The sequence below is a fragment of the Winogradskyella schleiferi genome, assembly GCF_013394655.1.
In the GTDB taxonomy this organism is placed as follows: domain Bacteria; phylum Bacteroidota; class Bacteroidia; order Flavobacteriales; family Flavobacteriaceae; genus Winogradskyella; species Winogradskyella schleiferi.
Genome location: NZ_CP053351.1, coordinates 2,395,713 through 2,413,550, shown reverse-complemented (window position 1 = coordinate 2,413,550; position 17,838 = coordinate 2,395,713). Strand labels below are relative to the sequence as shown.

Genomic DNA, 17,838 nt, shown 5'->3' with positions numbered 1-17,838 from the left:
ACCTAATTATCAAAATTTGGAATAAACATTAATAATCAAAACAAAATTATGAAAAATTTACCACAAAGTAACTACCGTTCTGCATTGCGAACCGTAAGAGATTTAAAAGAAAAATATGGTCAAACTTGGCATGCCATCAATCCTGAAAACGCTGCAAGAATGGTAGCGCAAAATCAGTTTAAAACAGGATTGGATATCGCAAAATACACTGCAGCGATTATGAGAAAGGATATGGCTGCTTATGATGCGGATTCATCTAATTACACGCAATCTCTAGGCTGTTGGCATGGATTTGTAGCACAGCAAAAAATGATTGCTGTTAAGAAACACCACAAAACCACCAGTAAAAAATATTTGTATCTTTCAGGTTGGATGGTGGCTGCCTTACGTTCAGAGTTTGGGCCTTTACCAGATCAATCCATGCACGAAAAAACGGCTGTTTCAGGACTTATTGAGGAAATATATGATTTCTTACGTCAAGCCGATGCTATTGAATTGAATGATCTATTTAAGCGACTTGACAATGGCGAAGATGTGCAAAATGATATTGATAATTTTGAGACTCATATCGTTCCGATCATTGCCGATATCGATGCGGGTTTTGGAAATGAAGAAGCTACTTATTTATTGGCAAAAAAAATGATCCAGGCTGGAGCATGTGCCATTCAAATTGAAAATCAAGTTTCTGATGCCAAGCAGTGTGGCCATCAGGATGGAAAAGTAACCGTTCCTCATGAAGATTTTGTGGCAAAACTGAATGCGGTGAGATATGCATTTATAGAGCTAGGAGTTGATGACGGAATTATTGTGGCTAGAACTGATTCTGAAGGTGCAGGACTAACTCAAAAATTGCCAGTTTCTCAAAAACCGGGAGATTTAGCGTCACAATATTTAGCGTTTATCGAAGCTAAGGCAGTGGACATAGAAGAGGTGAAGGATGATGATGTGTTGTTGAAAAGAGATGGTAAATTGGTACGTCCAATTAGACTGGCTAATGGGCTGTACAAGTTTAAAGAGGGCTCAAACATCGATAGAGTAGTACTGGATTGTATTACAAGTTTACAGAACGGTGCCGATTTGTTATGGATTGAAACACCTACACCTAATGTAGAACAAATTGCATATATGGTAAATAGAATTAAAACGGTTGTACCTAATGCAAAATTGGTGTACAATAATTCGCCGTCGTTCAATTGGACGTTAAATTTCCGTAACCAAGCTTATGACGAAATGCTTGCAGAAGGGGAAAATATGACAGCCTATGATAGAAATAATTTAATGGATGCACAATATGATCATTCAGAATTGTGCCATCGTGCCGATAAAAAAATAAAAACCTTTCAATTGGATAGTGCGAGAGAAGCAGGTATTTTTCATCATTTAATTACGTTGCCAACCTATCACACTACAGCACTTCATATGAATGATTTAACCGAAGGTTATTTTGGAGATGAAGGTATGTTGGCTTATGTGAGAGGTGTACAAAGGCAAGAAATCAGAAAAAATGTATCTTGTGTAAAGCACCAGAGAATGGCTGGTTCTGATCTTGGTGACGCTCATAAAACGTTTTTTGCAGGTGATAAGGCCTTAAAAGCAGGCGGTGAAAAAAATACGTCAAATCAATTTGAAGTGAAATCAGCAAGTGAGCCAGTTGATGGCAAATTGGGTGTCGTTGCTTAAACGTAGCCATAACGCTAAATTATTGTTATATAAAACAAAAAGACACATTCCATTTTGGATGTGTCTTTTTATTTGTGAACTTAAATAGCTAAGTTCTTCATACGATTTACGTACTTTAAACAGGAATCATATTTGACTTCAAGCTCAGATCATTAGGTTCTACCCTTCAAAATCCATATCATCACCATCGCCATTATCACCTCGTTTAGAACGTTCACGTTTATCCAGTTTTTGATTGAATCGGTAAATTAAGGATAAGTTTACTTGGCGTTGTCTCCATTGGGATTCGCTGTAACGTTCAAAGAATGGTGTTGTAGTTGTAGATTGACGTTTTCTGGAATTCAGTAAGTCCCTTACGTTTAAGGATACCGTGAGACTATTGCTTACCACCTTAACCTCTTTACTAAGTGCCAAATCAATGGATAATAAACCTTCAGTATCTGACTGAGCGTCTTGTTGAGCGCCTCTATAAAAGGCATTCGTTTGCCAATCAATTTGTAAAGGTAAAGTTACTTTTGAACTAAACCGCGCAAACCAACTTGTGTTCTTTGCACTGTAATCAACATCATTAAACTCTCCTTCGGTTTCAAATTGGAAAAAATTAAAGCTAGTGTTTAGACGAAGCCATTTTTTAGGACTATACATTAATCCTAATTCTGCACCAGTACGTTTGTTTGAAGATAAATTAATTGGAATGGTTCTTATGATATTAATACCATCACTAGTTTGCTGACCTGTGTTTTCCTCAACACGTTCAAAGGAATCCGTTTCATGTTGATAGTATATAGAACTTGTCAAAGTCAATTTTTCCCAACGCTTTAAATACCCTAAATCGAAAGTACTAGAGAATGCAGGTTGTAAATTAGGATTACCTTGAAATACGTTAGTTCTACTAGATCGTGATGGGAATGGGTTAATATACCAACCACGTGGTCGATTGATCCTTCTATTAAAACCTAGCGTTATACTTTCTTCACTATCGGATTCAGTGCCACTTAAATTATAGATAAAATTAACGGTAGGAAAAAGACCAAGGTAGTTGTTGTCAAACTTTGTTTGAATAGGGAATTGATAAGCTTCTATAAGCTCTTCGTCGGTTAATCTAGAGTCTATGTTGCCTTTTAATTGTGTGTGTTCTAGACGTAAACCTAATAAAAATGAAAATTTCCCAAATTTGGTGCCATATTGTGTGTAGATGGCATTGACATTTTCGTCATAATCAAAAATATTGGTTAGCGTATCATTTACTTCTAAGAAGCCCGTAAGTGTGTTTTCTTGTACTAATCTATAATCAGTAATTTCATTTTCAAGATTACTTCTAAAGCCCGCTTCAAATCTAGCATCTTCGCCTATTGGCAAGACATAATCAGCTTGTATTAGATATTCTTTCTGATCTTCTGTCGTGAATTCTTGCTCAATTTGAAAATTTGATGGATTGGTGGCGTTGGTAAAGATATAGTCTTCATTAAGATTGGTAAATCCTTCTTCAGCATCATTTTCATATTGAAAATCCACCGTTAATTTATGGTCGCTGTCGTCTCCAAAACGTTTCATGTAATTAATAGCGATTTGGTAACTGTTATCTTCTTCAGTTTCTTTTTCCCTTCTCAGGGTTTCTTCAACAATGGCATTATTATTAAATCGTTCACTATTGTTCAGCGAAATATCCGCATCACTACCAAATCTATAAAATAAACTTCCAGTTATGGAAGATGATTCGTTTAGAAAATATTCCATTCCAATGTTGCCATTGTAATTCCTGTTTAAGCGTTCTACTTCTTGGTCTTCAATAATTCTTCTGTATTCTTGGACGACGGTTTCTCCGTCATCAAAGGTATCGAAATAAGTGACGTCGCTATAACTGTTTCTGGGTGCGTCATAATAACGCCAACCGAAGTTTGAAAATAGATTAAATTTTTCTGTTCTGTAATTTAGGTTTACAGATATCCCGACATTGTCCGGTTGTCCTCCAGTGACATTAATAGAGCCATTGAAACCTAATGTTTCTTTTTGTCGAAGAATAATATTCAAGATTCCCGCAGTACCTTCGGCATCATATCTGGCAGAAGGAGAGGTGATGACTTCTACACGTTCTATGGCTTCTGCAGGTAGTTGACTCAGTACATTGCTATCACCAAAACCAGCCATAGCAGATGGTTTTCCGTTAATTAATATACGGACGTTTTCATTTCCCCTAAGACTAATTGAGCCTTCTATGTCCACAGCTACCGACGGAACATTGTTAAGTGCATCACTTACAGTTCCTCCAGCTGTAGTTAAATCCTTGCCTATATTGTAAACTTTTTTGTCTAATTTGATTTCAACCGTTGTACGTTCGGCCACAACCATAACTTCATTTAAAGTATCTACATTCAACGCGAGATTAATGATTCCTAAATCGGTGTTTTTTGAAATGGTCTGTTCTGGGAAAGTCTTTGTTTTGTAGGAAATATATTCTACAGAAATGATATAAGTACCAGCAGGAACTTCGACATTAAATTCACCTTTGGTATCAGTGATACCACCAGTTATAATTTTGTTGTCTTCTTTTGTTTTAACAACAACTGTTGCATATTCTAAAGGGATGTTGGTGTCTTGTTCAAGAACGGTTCCTTCTATTTTAACGTCTTTTTGAGCGAAAGAGAAGGTAATTGTGAAAACAAATAATAAAGTAGTAAAAAGACGTAAATTCATTAAAAAGGTTTAAAAGTTAGTCTGATTTAGACTCACAAAAATACCTTTAGTTTAACTGAAATTGGTTAATCTTTTGTTAAACACATCTGTTAAAAAAGTATGCTTTTTTGATGTTAAAATTAGTCTTTATCTTTTTTACGTTTTTTCCTTTTACGCTTTTTCTTTTTCTCTTTTTTGACCTCTTTTTCGTCAAAATCACCTTTGATCATTTCTTTTATTTTGGTCATGTCATCTTCGGAAATAAGTTCTTCAAGGTCCTTAAAATGCGTGTTCTCAAGTTTTTCTATCGCACTTTTTCGATCAATACTATGATTGAACTCCGTTTTGAAAATAACCATTTTTTCATCAAAAAAACTAAGTATGTTTTGTTTGATGATATGCTTTTGAAATTCGTCTGCTTCTAATGTCGTTAAGAAGTTGTCAACATATTCTTCTTTGCGTTCTTCAATTTCCCGTTCTCGTTTTGCAATTTCTTCCTCAGTCGGTTCCCTGTTGGTTTGAGGAATGTTATTGGTAGTACTTCTGCGTCTTTGCGCATGGATATTTAAACCTAAAAGCAATGCAAAAACTATTAAAACTATTTTTTTCATTAGTTTGATTTTATATGATGTCATTGATGGATTCTGGTGGTCTGCCAATTACTGCTTTTTCGTTATTAACAACTATTGGTCGTTCTATAAGTTTTGGGTGGTTGACCATAGCCGCGATAATTTCAGTATCAGAAAGATTTTTTCCTTTATAATCCGATTTCCATATGGACTCGTTTTTTCGGACTAAATCAATTGGTTTTATACCTAGTTTATCAAGGATTATAGTTATTTCCTTTGAAGTTAACTTATCTTCAAGATATTTAATGGTCTCAAAATTTTGACCAGATTCCTCAAGTATGGAAAGCCCCTGTCTCGATTTTGAACATCTTGGGTTGTGGTATATTTTAATCATTTTATGCTTAATTTATTTCAGTAACGTTTCTGACTAATACAATTATAATGCCGAATCTTCTTTTTGTCCCATCATCATGAGATAGGCTTTTAAAAATGGTTCAATATCTCCATCCATAACTGCATCTACATTTCCGGTTTCGTGAGCAGAACGTACATCTTTTACTAATTTATATGGATGCATCACGTAATTTCTAATTTGGCTGCCCCATTCAATCTTCATTTTTCCGGCTTCAATATCATCACGTTGTGACATTTGTTTTTGTAACTCTATCTCATATAATTGAGATTTTAACATTTGAAGCGCTCTGGCACGATTATCGTGTTGAGAACGGGTTTCGGAACATTGAATTTGTATGCCAGAAGGTTTGTGTAATAGTTGAACTTTTGTTTCAACCTTATTTACATTTTGTCCACCAGCTCCACTTGATCGAGCAGTTGTGATTTCGATATTAGCAGGATTGATTTCAATTTCTATGGAATCATCAACCAATGGATAAACATAAACCGAGGCAAAACTTGTATGTCGTTTGGCATTACTATCAAAAGGAGAAATACGTACCAAACGATGCACGCCGTTTTCACCTTTGAGCCAACCAAAAGCAAAATCGCCTTCAATTTCTAAGGTCACCGTTTTAATACCAGCTACATCGCCATCTTGCAAATTGAGTTCTTTGACTTTGTAACCGCTTTTTTCTGCATACATTAAATACATACGCATCAGCATACTTGCCCAATCACAAGATTCTGTTCCGCCTGCACCAGCTGTAATTTGAAGCACAGCACTTAGGCTGTCGCCTTCTTCAGAAAGCATGTTTTTAAACTCTAACTTTTCAATAGCATTCACTGCTGCTTCAAAACGATTCTCGACATTTTCCATGGGAGCTTCGTCCTCTTTGTAGAATTCGTAAATGACCTCTAGGTCTTCAAATAAGGTTTTGGCTGAATTATAATCATTGACCCAACTTTTTTTCTCACGAATGGCTTTCATGACCAATTCGGCAGCTTTGGAGTCGTTCCAGAAATTAGGGTCGAAAGTTTGTTCTTCTTCGTTGGCGATTTCTATGAGCTTAGCATCTAAGTCAAAGATATTGTCTAAGTATGTCTAGACGGGAATTAAGATCTTTTATTTGATCTGATGTTATCATGGTTTCAAGTAATTTTGTACAAATATAGGATGTGGATTTAAAGTGCCATAATTTTGAGTGGATTTTTTGACAAGGTGGTACTTATTCCATGAATTAAATTGAAAATCAACAATTATATAGCGTATTTTGATGCCTTATTAAATTACGATAATTTTGAGTTGTTTTTAGAAATAGCGTAGTTTTATGTTTTAAAAACCCTTATCAAAAATATAGATTTATGATAATAGACTTAAGAAGTGATACCGTCACCAAACCTTCAGAAAACATGCTGGATGCGATGATGTCTGCTCAAGTTGGAGATGATGTCTTCAGGGAAGATCCAACAATTAATGCATTGGAAGAACGCTTGGCACAAATGTTCGGTAAACAAAAGGCTTTATTTTTTCCCTCTGGAAGCATGGCCAATCAAGTCGCCATTAAATTACATACCAACTCTGGAGAACAAGTGATTTGTGATAAATATGCGCATATCTATAATTATGAGGTTGGTGGTGTGGCATTCCATAGTGGATCGTCTTGTAAATTGATAGATGGAAATCGTGGCATGTTTACAGCGAAACAAGTTGAGGAAGCTATTAATCCTTCTGAATATTATTATAGTCAAACCAGTTTGGTGGAAGTAGAGAATACAACTAATAAAGGCGGAGGCGCTTGTTGGGATTTTCAGGAGTTTCTTAACATAAAACAAGTTTGTAAAACCAAAAACTTAGGTCTCCATTTGGATGGCGCACGATTGTGGAATGCAATGGTTGCAAAGCATGAATCGGCAATTCAATATGGTAAAATTTTTGACACTATTTCAGTTTGTTTGAGTAAAGGTTTGGGTTGTCCTGTAGGCTCTGTTTTGATTGGCGATGAAGACATTATGAAGAAATCACTCAGTTTAAGAAAACTTTTTGGTGGGAATATGAGGCAAGCGGGCTATTTGGCCGCAGCCGGCTTGTATGCTTTGGATAACAATATAGAGCGCTTAGCTGAAGATCATAAACGCGCCAAGGAAATAGGAGAAGTGTTGTCTAAATTATCAATTATTAAAAGGGTGGAGCCCATAGAAACCAATATTTTAATTTTTGAGTTGAACGATGGTATTGATGAATCCACTTTTATAAATCAACTTCTGGATAAGAATATTCGCATTATTGGTATGGGAAGTAATAAATTACGAATGGTCACTCATTTGGATTATACGGATGCAATGCATGAAAAATTGCTAACAATATTAAATAAATTAAGACTTTAATAGTGCTGCCTATACATATTAACGAGTTTATTTATTAGTTACATATATAAGGTATATTTTTCAGATTTGAACAAAATTCAACTGAGTGAAACTTAGCATACTAATACCAATGTACAACGCCGAAGAATTTATTGGTAATTGTATTGAAAGTCTTTTACGTCAAAATATTCCTGAACACGATTACGAGATTATCATTATGGATGATGGTTCTAGTGATAGCTCTATAGCTATTGTAAATGATTTTACCTTAAAACATCAAAATATAAAGCTTTATGCGGAATCTAATGTCGGTGCTTATTCTACAAGAAATAAGTTATTGAAATTGGCTAAAGGTGATTATATCTATAATCTTGATGCGGATGACTACCTTGTAGATAACTGTTTAGGTAGTTTAATAAAAATAGCAGAAGACCATAGCTTAGATCTCATTGGTTTTGAGACTAAAGAAACAACACAACTCAATCAGAGTGAGTTACATAACCCAATTAAAAATAGTGATGTGGAACTAAGTTCAGGTTCATCGTTTATTTCGAATCACAGATATTTAAGACATGAAATTTGGTGGTATTTCATTAGAAGAGAGTTTATAGAACATCATAATATGACCTTTAACCAAAATGAATACAATGCCGATGTTGTTTTTACTTTAGAGGCATTACTAAAATCAGATAAGATAGGTTACTTGCCTTTGTCTATTCATCGCTATGTTCAAACCCCAAATTCATTAATGAGGAGTCAACAATTTGAGATTCTTGCTGAGCGAATGATGTATTTACAAATGATGATTCTTGATAAGAGTAAGTTAATCAATTCAATTAATATTGAGTTTGCTTCAACAGAAGATAAGCTAATTGACAACTTAACATATAGACGGGATGTTTTTACATTTTTTAATATTTTAAATATCTATAGGAATCCGTTTAGTGTTTCATATTTAAAAAAGCACATAGCATCGTATAAAAGTGTTCAGGCCTTTCCCATCAAAAATTTTATTGGGAAAGAATATCATTCGGTCGCATATAAGTCGCTCCTTTTCTTTGTGAATAGGCCCTTTTTAATCTATCCTTTTTTACGTTTAAAAAACGTCTTCGTAAAACCAAAACTTTAATATATCTAAACTTTGAAGCTAAGTATAATTATACCAGTATATAATGTTGAGAAGTATATTTCAGTATGTTTAGACAGTTTGTTGAACCAAGATTTGAATAAGGAAGACTACGAAATTTTGATAATTAACGACGGCTCTACGGATAGAAGTAAAGAAATTGCTGAAGATTATAGTAGGGTTCATTGTAATGTTGAGTTATATAATCAGGAAAATGGAGGAGTAGGCAGTGCAAGAAATAGGGGTCTAGATCTCGCAAAGGGTAATTTTTTGTATTTTCTAGATCCTGACGATTTTGTATTACCCAATGTATTAAAAACCTTGATCGAATTTGCGGAAGAAAAAGATCTAGATATTTTAACATTTTTATCTAAACAGACAACAAGTTCAAATTTAACTCTTTCTTCGCCTAGTGATGCCAAATCAATAATAATTGGTCCAATTTATAAAGGTCAGGATTATATTGCCAACTATAATTACAGGAATGAAGTTTGGTGGTATATCATTAAAAGAGAATTTATAAAAAACACCGAAATAAAGTTTATTGAAGATCGCTGGATGGAAGATGCTATTTTAACTGCAGAGTTGTTTCTAAAAGCCAATAAAATGGCACGTCTTCCTCTCGACGCACATAGGCATTTAGTTGTTGAAGGTTCTGCAATGACAAGCAAGGAACCATCTCAATATTTAAGGGTAATTGACGATAATAGAAATGCAGCCATTGTATTTGAATCTCTTATAGAATGCCTAATAGAACAGAAAGCGAACCACAAATGCATAGAACGATTGAGAACAAGACAACAATCCTTTGTTTTTTTTATGATGGTCAGGATGCTAAAATCCACTATGAATTTAGAGCAAGTGAAAATAGTTATGGATAGCATATCAAATACAAATGCTTACCCTTTACAGCAGTTTTATGGGAAGGATTATAAAGGGTTTGTTTATTTTATATTAGTGAAGTTGTTTAATAATATGCCGGTTTTTTATTCTTTATTTAGAGGGTTCAATCCTTTGTCAAAGTTGAAAAAATAGAAAGCAGTTCAGGTATAAAAATTCAGAAAAAAAACGTTTATATTCTAATTAAAGGTCATTTCCTTTAAGATGATTCATTATTAAAACTCTTGCGCGAGACAAGAGTTATCTAAATTTATTTTTAAACATTTTGTATTTACTTCCTTGAATTAGGTTTATATATTTACTAAAAAAAAAAGAGGAGACAATTTTTTGTCTCCTCTTTAATATTACACATACTAAGTGTTGGTTAATAAACTTGTGTTTACCACCACCAGCACCAGTTGTAATTTGGTTCGTACTCACAAAGCTCACCGCCATCAGTACTTGTTCCACTCACTACTTCCATAACACCACGCTTATATCCAGGTCCAATGTTTAAGTGACAATCCGTTCTAAATTTAGTGTAATAGCAGTGACCTACATAGACATAAATCCACTTGCCAAAGGTGCCATCTGCATTAGTTCCATCAACCGTAAAGTCGTTGTCAGAACCTACAACTTCATCAAATATTTTAGTAGCATAGCAAGAGTTTTCGGAACGTTGGTAGAGTCTAACTCTGTAGTCATTATGCCAATTCCATTTAAAAGTTAAATTATCTACCTTACCCTGACAGTCGTCGCACTCATCTACTTTTGGTTCTATTCTAAAATTAAAATCAATTAGCCATAAAGGATCACAAGAAACAGGATCGATTAACCATCCCCAAGTACTAACACCATTTGCACCAACGTTAGAATCATAGTTTGCACCACCTGGACCTACGTGAGTCCCGAAATTAGGAGTGTTTGGGTCATTAGGATCTGGTCTTTGAGTTACACCAAAGGTTCCTACTTGTGCACAATCTCCACCTGTAGCAACCATCGTACTTTTTGTGTGGTCTATAACATACCAATTTAAGTCAGCTGAGTTAGAGGCGTAACCTGCTGTTCCTTCTTTTTTGTGTCCACCACCATCTGCAGACCATTCAGCCCAAGTCTTTTTGTTCTTAAACCATACATTTACTTCTACTGTACAAGTTCCGGATACGGTAGAACCGATAAGGCTAGCTGTACCGTCAGCATATTCAGTAAACTCTAAATTGTTACTGTCATTTGACGAAAAATAAGTTGAGGCATCAAAGTAATCTGATGCATCAGGAGTTTCGGACCACCAAAAGTTTGAAACTGGTTGTTGGGAACCGTAAGGATCTCTATCTGCATCAATAACATCGTAAGCTTGGTCCACCGCTGCACTGCTGGACCCAGATGATCTAGACATCAAAGTAATCGTTTCTTTAATGGTCTCACTATCTGAGGTAAAAGTCAGTTCTTTGTCTTCCTCGCCATCAGATATTACATTGCCGTCTTTAAATTGTAGTTCGGCTTCTTGTTGAAGGCCGTCTTCTGCTTTGACGTCTTCTTTTTGACACGATGCAAAAATTACCAACATCGCAATTAATAATAGTTTTGTTACTTTTTTCATAATAAATTGTTGAATTAATAGCATTAATAATAATTCAAAAATAAAATTTAACAAATTATTAGGAATTTTTTTTAGACTAACTGCTTAAATAACAGTACAAAAGGAGTTTTTTTCCATTTAAACGATAGAATTGGTTTTTGTGGGATCTTAAAATTGTAATAAAATTTTACATTTTTGAACAATCTTAAAATTGCGTTGTCTTTATTAAACAAAAAAAGTCCTCTACTTAGAGGACGTCATTCAAATTTTATTAATTAATATGCATTTATTTAAACATATCCATACCAGGAATATTCGGCATACCTTCTTTAGCCACAGCAGCAACTTCTGTTTCGTGAACGTTAGTGGCTTTTTCAATGGCTTTATTAAGTGTAAGAATCAAATAGTCTTCAAGCATATCTTTGTCTTGAAGTAAGTCGTCATCAATGCGAATAGATTTTATGGTTCTATTAGCTGTAATTGTTACCTTTAACTTATCGTCATTACTTGATTCATCAATTAAAACACTGTGTAAACGCTCTTTAGTTTCTTCAACTTTTTTTTGAGCTTCCTTCAATTTGCCCATCATTCCCATCATATCTCCAAACATATTCTTGTCTTTTAAATTTATACGATGTAAAAGTAGTAAATTGCTCGACTTTTTAGACTAAAATTTTCTTAAAACAAAATAAGATTCCCGCTTTCTCGGGAAATAAATATGATAAAGAATTCAGAAACCAAACCTCCTATTGCCAAAAAGATACCACATCAATTAGAAAAACACGGAGACATACGTATTGATAATTACTTTTGGATGAAAGATAGAGAGCACCCAGAAGTGATAGATTACCTTAATGCTGAAAATGATTATTGTGATACCGAAATGGCTCATACCAAGTCATTTCAGAAGGATTTGTTTGAAGAAATGAAAGCCAGAATAAAGGAAGATGATGAATCAGTACCTTATAAATATAATGGCTATTGGTACATTACAAAATTCGAAAAAGGAAAAGATTACCCGATTTACACGCGTAAAAGAGATAGCTTGGAAAATCCTGAGGAATTGTTATTTGACTGTAATATCATGGCTAAAGGAGAAAGCTATTTTAAATTGGCAGGAATTAGTATTAGTCCAGATAATAAATTAGTGTCTTATGGAATTGATACTACAGGAAGACGAAATTATACTATTCATGTTAAAAATTTGGAAACAAATGAAGTTGCTTTAGATCGAGTGCTAAACACCACAGGTTCTTCAAGTTGGGCAAATGATAATGAAACCTTGTTTTACACCAAAAAGGATGAGGTTACCTTAAGAGCTTTCCAGATTTATAAACACCGATTGGGCGATAATACTGAAGACGAACTCGTTTTTCAAGAAGGCGATGATACATTTGGAGTTGCGGTTTATAAATCAAAATCTAGAAAGTATCTCATTATTGCTTGTTATAGTACCTTAACAAATGAATATCACATTCTTGACGCAGATAATCCTGAAGGGAAATTTAAAGTGTTTCAACCAAGAATTAGAGGTTTGGAATATAGCATTTCACATTATGATAATCATTTTTATATTCTGACTAACAAAGACAAAGCGACCAATTTTAAATTAATGAAAACGCCAGAGTCTGATACTAAAGTTGAAAACTGGAGAGAAGTCATGGCACACCGAAAAGATGTTTTAATTGAAGGTATTGACATTTTTAAAGACTATTTGGTATTAAGTGAACGTAGTAATGGTTTAAACCAAATTAGAATAAAACGATGGGATGGAAGTGAAGATTACTACTTACCATTTGATAATGAAACCTACACAGCTTATACGGGAACTAATGTAGATTTTGATACTGAAATTTTACGTTATGGCTACAATTCCCTGACAACGCCTTCTTCAGTCATTGCATTTAATATGCGTACTAAAACAAAAGTCATTTTAAAGGAACAAGAAGTTTTAGGCGGAAAATTCAACAAAGACAATTATACGTCAGAACGTATTTGGGCAACTTCAGAAGATGGTACAAAAATTCCAATGTCCGTGGTTTATAAAAAAGGGATAAAGAAAGACGGGAAAAACCCACTGATGCAATACGCTTATGGAAGTTATGGCTCTACAGTAGATCCTTATTTCTCTACGATAAGATTAAGTCTATTAGATCGTGGGTTTATTTATGTCATCACCCATATTAGAGGTGGTGAATACTTAGGACGCGATTGGTATGAGAACGGCAAATTATTGGATAAGAAAAACACATTTTCTGATTTTATTGCGTGTTCCATTCACCTGATAAAAGAGCGTTACACATCTGCTCAGCATTTATATGCTATGGGTGGAAGTGCAGGAGGTTTGTTAATGGGAGCGATTATTAATCAGGCGCCTGAACTTTACAACGGTATTATTGCAGCAGTTCCTTTTGTGGATGTTATAACCACCATGTTAGATGATTCTATTCCTTTAACCACCGGAGAATATGATGAATGGGGAAATCCAAACGATATTTTGTACTACAATTATATTAAATCCTATTCACCATACGATAATGTTGAAGCTAAGGACTATCCGAATATGTTAATTACAACAGGACTTCACGATTCGCAAGTCCAATATTGGGAGCCGGCAAAGTGGGTAGCAAAACTACGTGATATGAAAACAGATGCTAATAAATTATATCTAAAAACCAACATGGATGCTGGTCATGGTGGAGCTTCTGGTCGTTTTGAAAGTCTAAAGGAAGATGCAGAAGAGTTTGCTTTTGTACTTGATTTAGAAGGAATTTCGAGTTAATTCAAAAAAAAATGTTACTTTTGCGAGGTTTTAGGTGTCTAATAAATAATGACTACTGAAAAATTTCATTTTATGAACAACAACAAAAATGTATTTGATAATGTGTTACAACTAATCGGTAACACTCCCCTAATCAAATTAAATAGAATGACTGCTAACTTCGATGGTGACTTTTATGCCAAAGTAGAAGCTTTTAATCCAGGTCATTCTTCTAAAGACAGAATCGCATTACATATTATTGAAGAAGCTGAACGCCAAGGTATTTTGTCTCCTGGAGATACGATTATAGAGACTACATCTGGTAATACAGGTTTTAGTATTGCTATGGTTAGTATTATTAAAGGGTACGAGTGTATTTTAGCCGTAAGCTCTAAATCTTCTGCAGATAAAATAGACATGTTAAAGTCTATGGGAGCAAAGGTCTATGTTTGTCCAGCACATGTAAAAGCGGACGATCCTCGTTCTTATTACCAAGTAGCGAAACGATTACACGAAGAGAACAAAGGGTCGATATATATCAATCAGTATTTTAACCAATTGAATATAGATGCCCATTACAACACTACTGGTCCAGAAATTTGGGATCAGACAGAAGGTAAGATTACACACCTTATTGCTTGTAGTGGTACAGGAGGAACAATTTCTGGAATTTCGAAGTATTTAAAAGAGCAAAACCCAAATGTCAAAGTTATTGGTGTTGATGCTTACGGTTCAGTTTTGCAAAAGTATCACGAGACGCGTGAGTTTGATGATAAAGAAATTTATCCTTATAGAATTGAAGGGTTAGGCAAAAACTTAATCCCTTCTGCAACGGACTTTGATGCTATTGACAGATTTGTAAAAGTCACGGATGAAGAAAGTGCGCATACAGCAAGAGAGATTTCAAATACTGAAGGACTTTTTGTAGGTTACACTAGTGGTGCGGCAATGCAAGCGATTAAGCAATTACAAGAGGAAGGCGAATTTAAACCAACGGATAAAATTGTAGTGATTTTTCCAGATCATGGATCACGTTATATGAGTAAAGTCTATAACGACAAGTGGATGGAAGATCAAGGCTTTTTTGATAGTAAATCTGAAGTACAAGCTACCATAGAATATATAAAGTGAAATATTGAAAATAGAAGGAAACCTATCGTATAAAATTATGATAGGTTTTTTTTTGTTTAAAACTTTGATAATAGTTAGAAAAAATAAATTATGCGGTCATCATATTATTGCCTAATTTTGCAGACACTACTAAATTAAATTAACTAATGTTGAGAGTGTTTTATGTGTTGGTTTTTAGCATTTAGGACAGGATTAATAGCAATTTTAAAGCATGAAGGATTTATTTGAAAAGATTTATAGAGACAAAGGGCCTCTTGGAAAATGGGCAGCTCAGGCAGAAGGGTATTTTGTATTTCCTAAACTTGAAGGTGAGATTTCTAATAGAATGAAGTTTCAGGGAAAAGATGTTATTACTTGGAGTATTAATGATTATTTAGGTTTAGCAAATCACCCAGAAGTTAGAAAAGTGGATGCTGAAGCTGCAGCAGCTTATGGCTCTGCTTACCCAATGGGTGCACGTATGATGTCTGGTCATACCGATTTGCATGAGCAATTGCAAAATGAACTCGCCACATTTGTCCAAAAAGAAGCCGCTTATTTATTGAATTTTGGCTACCAAGGCATGGTGTCTACTGTAGATGCCTTAGTGGGTAAAGATGATATTATTGTTTATGATGTTGATGCACATGCCTGTATCATTGATGGTGTAAGATTGCATCATGGTAAAAGATTTACCTATAAGCATAATGATATTGAAAGCCTTGAAAAAAATCTAGAGCGTGCTACAAAAATGGCCGAACAAACTGGTGGTGGAATTTTAGTGATTTCTGAAGGTGTGTTTGGTATGAGAGGTGAGCAAGGACGACTTAAAGAAATTGTTGCACTTAAAGAGAAATTCAACTTTAGATTATTTGTTGATGATGCACATGGTTTTGGTACTTTAGGGAAAACTGGGGCTGGAGCAGGTGAGGAACAAGGCGTACAAGATGATATTGATGTCTACTTTGCAACTTTTGCTAAATCTTTAGCAAGCACTGGCGCTTTTATTGCAGCAGATCAAGAAATCATAGATTATTTAAAATATAACTTACGTTCTCAAATGTTTGCCAAATCACTGCAAATGCAATTGGTGGTTGGTGCTTTAAAACGTTTGGATATGTTACGTACTATGCCAGAATTAAAGCAAAATCTTTGGACCATTGTTAATGCTTTACAATCAGGCTTAAAGGAACGTGGCTTTGATATTGGAACAACACAAAGTTGTGTAACGCCTGTATATTTAAAAGGAAGTATTCCTGAAGCGATGGCTTTAGTAAGGGATTTACGTGAAAATTATGGAATATTTTGTTCTATAGTAGTATATCCTGTGATACCTAAGGGACTGATTTTACTTAGAATGATTCCTACAGCAACACATACTTTAGAAGATGTAAGGGAAACACTTGATGCATTTGAGGCCATCAGAGAGCGATTGGTAAATGGAACTTACAAAAGAATGTCTGCAGCTTTAATTGCAGCTATGGGTGAATAATTAGAAACTCATTAGATAAAAAAAAACGGTTATCACTAAAAATTGTGATAACCGTTTTTTATTCGTTTTCAAGAAAGCTAAAAGCCAAAATTATAAATCCTTCACAAATGTTTTCCGCCTAGCATATATCTTAGGATCAAAATGCTTCCATATTTGTTTAATAGCAACATTATCTTCAAGTTCGGGAGTTCTGTAGCATGTTTTTATCCCTTTTGCTGTAAATGTTTCATAGTATTCATTGAAGATTAAGGCGTGTACGCCTTTATTTTGATACTCTGGAAGTATGCCAATGAGATAAAAAATAACTTCTTTACTATTTTTCTTCGCTTTTAAGATATGTGTAAATCCAAATGGGAAAAGTTTACCATTGGCTTTTTGCAAAGCTTCAGCAAATCGTGGCATTACAATGGCGAAACCAATGAGTTTATCATCCTTATCCAGTATAAATTTTATGTATTCTGGATTGATGAAACTGACAAATTTCTTTTTGAAATATTCCTTTTGAATATCTGTAATTTCCACAAAAGACGATAAGGAAGAATACGTTTCATTAAAAAGGTCGAACATTCGGTCCGCGTAAGGCATTACCTCTTCAGTTTTGGTAAAGGACAAAGCCCTTACTTGGTAACGACGTTTTATAAGTTCTTGTGCTTTTTTAAAAAACTCTGGCTTTACATTGCTAAACGGAAATCTACTTTCTGCGTACTCCTTTTCAATTTTGTAGCCATGAGAATTATAGTGCTTCACATAATAAGCATGATTGTACCAAGTAATCATTGTCGCCAAATGGTCAAAACCTTCAGTCATCACACCAACCTTATCTAAGTTGGAAAACCCAACAGGTCCTTCTGTATAACTTAATCCATGTTCTCTTCCAATGTTTTCAACTGTTTCCAATAAAGCGCTACTGACATCCAAATCGTCAATAAAATCAAACCAGCCGAAGCGCATTTTTTTGATGCCTTGTTTATTAACTTCCAAATAATTTATAATTGCAGAAATTCTGCCAACTATTTTACCAGCCTTATAAGCCAGGAAGAAACGAGCTTCAGCGTCATTAAAAATGGGATTTTTGTCCTTATTAAAAGTTTCTAATTCTTGTTTAATAATTGGAGGTACCCAATATTTTGAGTCTTTGTATAGTTCAAAAGGAAACTTAACAAACGCCTTTAAATCCTTTTTTGACGTGGCTTCTTTGATTGTAATCAT

The 17,838-nt window shown here is 34.5% G+C and carries 14 protein-coding genes; 7 read left to right on the top strand and 7 right to left on the bottom strand.

Annotated elements, in window-relative coordinates; all coding sequences use genetic code 11:
- The first annotated feature begins 48 nt into the window (after positions 1 to 48).
- On the top strand, positions 49 to 1,680 hold the full coding sequence (locus HM990_RS10440; RefSeq protein ID WP_178988883.1) for an isocitrate lyase: 1,632 nt from the start codon (positions 49 to 51) through the stop codon (positions 1,678 to 1,680).
- Positions 1,681 to 1,839: 159 nt separating this feature from the next.
- Here the strand turns inward: HM990_RS10440 and HM990_RS10435 are convergent, their stop codons facing one another.
- The 4 genes from HM990_RS10435 to prfB form a co-directional block, all read right to left on the bottom strand.
- A complete protein-coding gene (locus HM990_RS10435; RefSeq protein ID WP_178988882.1) occupies positions 1,840 to 4,374 on the bottom strand; it encodes a TonB-dependent receptor domain-containing protein in 2,535 nt (844 codons plus the stop codon).
- 119 nt (positions 4,375 to 4,493) lie between these two features.
- Positions 4,494 to 4,964 (bottom strand): hypothetical protein, encoded by a 471-nt coding sequence (locus HM990_RS10430; protein WP_178988881.1) that lies wholly within the window; start codon positions 4,962 to 4,964, stop codon positions 4,494 to 4,496.
- A 10-nt stretch (positions 4,965 to 4,974) separates the two neighbouring features.
- Positions 4,975 to 5,316 (bottom strand): arsenate reductase (glutaredoxin), encoded by a 342-nt coding sequence (gene arsC, locus HM990_RS10425; protein ID WP_178988880.1) that lies wholly within the window; start codon positions 5,314 to 5,316, stop codon positions 4,975 to 4,977.
- Positions 5,317 to 5,358: 42 nt separating this feature from the next.
- Positions 5,359 to 6,463, bottom strand: a protein-coding gene (gene prfB / locus HM990_RS10420) for a peptide chain release factor 2 (RefSeq protein WP_178988879.1) whose coding sequence is annotated in 2 segments (ribosomal slippage) — positions 5,359 to 6,399 and positions 6,401 to 6,463 — 1,104 coding nt in all. Because the reading frame shifts where the segments join, the coding sequence is not laid out codon by codon here.
- Between the two features lie 217 nt (positions 6,464 to 6,680).
- On the opposite strand from prfB, the gene HM990_RS10415 reads away from it, so the two are divergent.
- From HM990_RS10415 to HM990_RS10405, 3 genes are all read left to right on the top strand, one after another.
- Positions 6,681 to 7,703, top strand: coding sequence for a threonine aldolase family protein (locus HM990_RS10415; protein WP_178988878.1), 1,023 nt, complete (start codon positions 6,681 to 6,683; stop codon positions 7,701 to 7,703).
- 85 nt (positions 7,704 to 7,788) lie between these two features.
- Positions 7,789 to 8,811 carry a glycosyltransferase family 2 protein gene (locus HM990_RS10410; RefSeq protein WP_178988877.1) on the top strand — a complete coding sequence of 341 codons (1,023 nt, stop codon included), beginning with the start codon at positions 7,789 to 7,791 and terminating at the stop codon, positions 8,809 to 8,811.
- Between the two features lie 12 nt (positions 8,812 to 8,823).
- Positions 8,824 to 9,843, top strand: coding sequence for a glycosyltransferase (locus tag HM990_RS10405; RefSeq protein ID WP_178988876.1), 1,020 nt, complete (start codon positions 8,824 to 8,826; stop codon positions 9,841 to 9,843).
- Between the two features lie 244 nt (positions 9,844 to 10,087).
- Here the strand turns inward: HM990_RS10405 and HM990_RS10400 are convergent, their stop codons facing one another.
- On the bottom strand, positions 10,088 to 11,287 hold the full coding sequence (locus HM990_RS10400; protein WP_178988875.1) for a hypothetical protein: 1,200 nt from the start codon (positions 11,285 to 11,287) through the stop codon (positions 10,088 to 10,090).
- 265 nt (positions 11,288 to 11,552) lie between these two features.
- Positions 11,553 to 11,876: a YbaB/EbfC family nucleoid-associated protein gene (locus HM990_RS10395; RefSeq protein ID WP_178988874.1), complete on the bottom strand. Its 324-nt coding sequence runs from the start codon at positions 11,874 to 11,876 to the stop codon at positions 11,553 to 11,555.
- A 108-nt stretch (positions 11,877 to 11,984) separates the two neighbouring features.
- On the opposite strand from HM990_RS10395, the gene HM990_RS10390 reads away from it, so the two are divergent.
- From HM990_RS10390 to HM990_RS10380, 3 genes are all read left to right on the top strand, one after another.
- Positions 11,985 to 14,048, top strand: a complete 2,064-nt coding sequence (locus HM990_RS10390) for a S9 family peptidase (protein ID WP_178988873.1) — start codon at positions 11,985 to 11,987, stop codon at positions 14,046 to 14,048.
- A 72-nt stretch (positions 14,049 to 14,120) separates the two neighbouring features.
- Positions 14,121 to 15,158 (top strand): PLP-dependent cysteine synthase family protein, encoded by a 1,038-nt coding sequence (locus HM990_RS10385; protein ID WP_178988872.1) that lies wholly within the window; start codon positions 14,121 to 14,123, stop codon positions 15,156 to 15,158.
- 211 nt (positions 15,159 to 15,369) lie between these two features.
- Positions 15,370 to 16,629, top strand: a complete 1,260-nt coding sequence (locus tag HM990_RS10380; protein WP_178988871.1) for an aminotransferase class I/II-fold pyridoxal phosphate-dependent enzyme — start codon at positions 15,370 to 15,372, stop codon at positions 16,627 to 16,629.
- Between the two features lie 90 nt (positions 16,630 to 16,719).
- On the opposite strand, the gene HM990_RS10375 is transcribed toward HM990_RS10380, so the two are convergent.
- Complete coding sequence (locus HM990_RS10375) at positions 16,720 to 17,838, bottom strand: GTP cyclohydrolase (RefSeq protein ID WP_178988870.1); 1,119 nt, start codon at positions 17,836 to 17,838, stop codon at positions 16,720 to 16,722.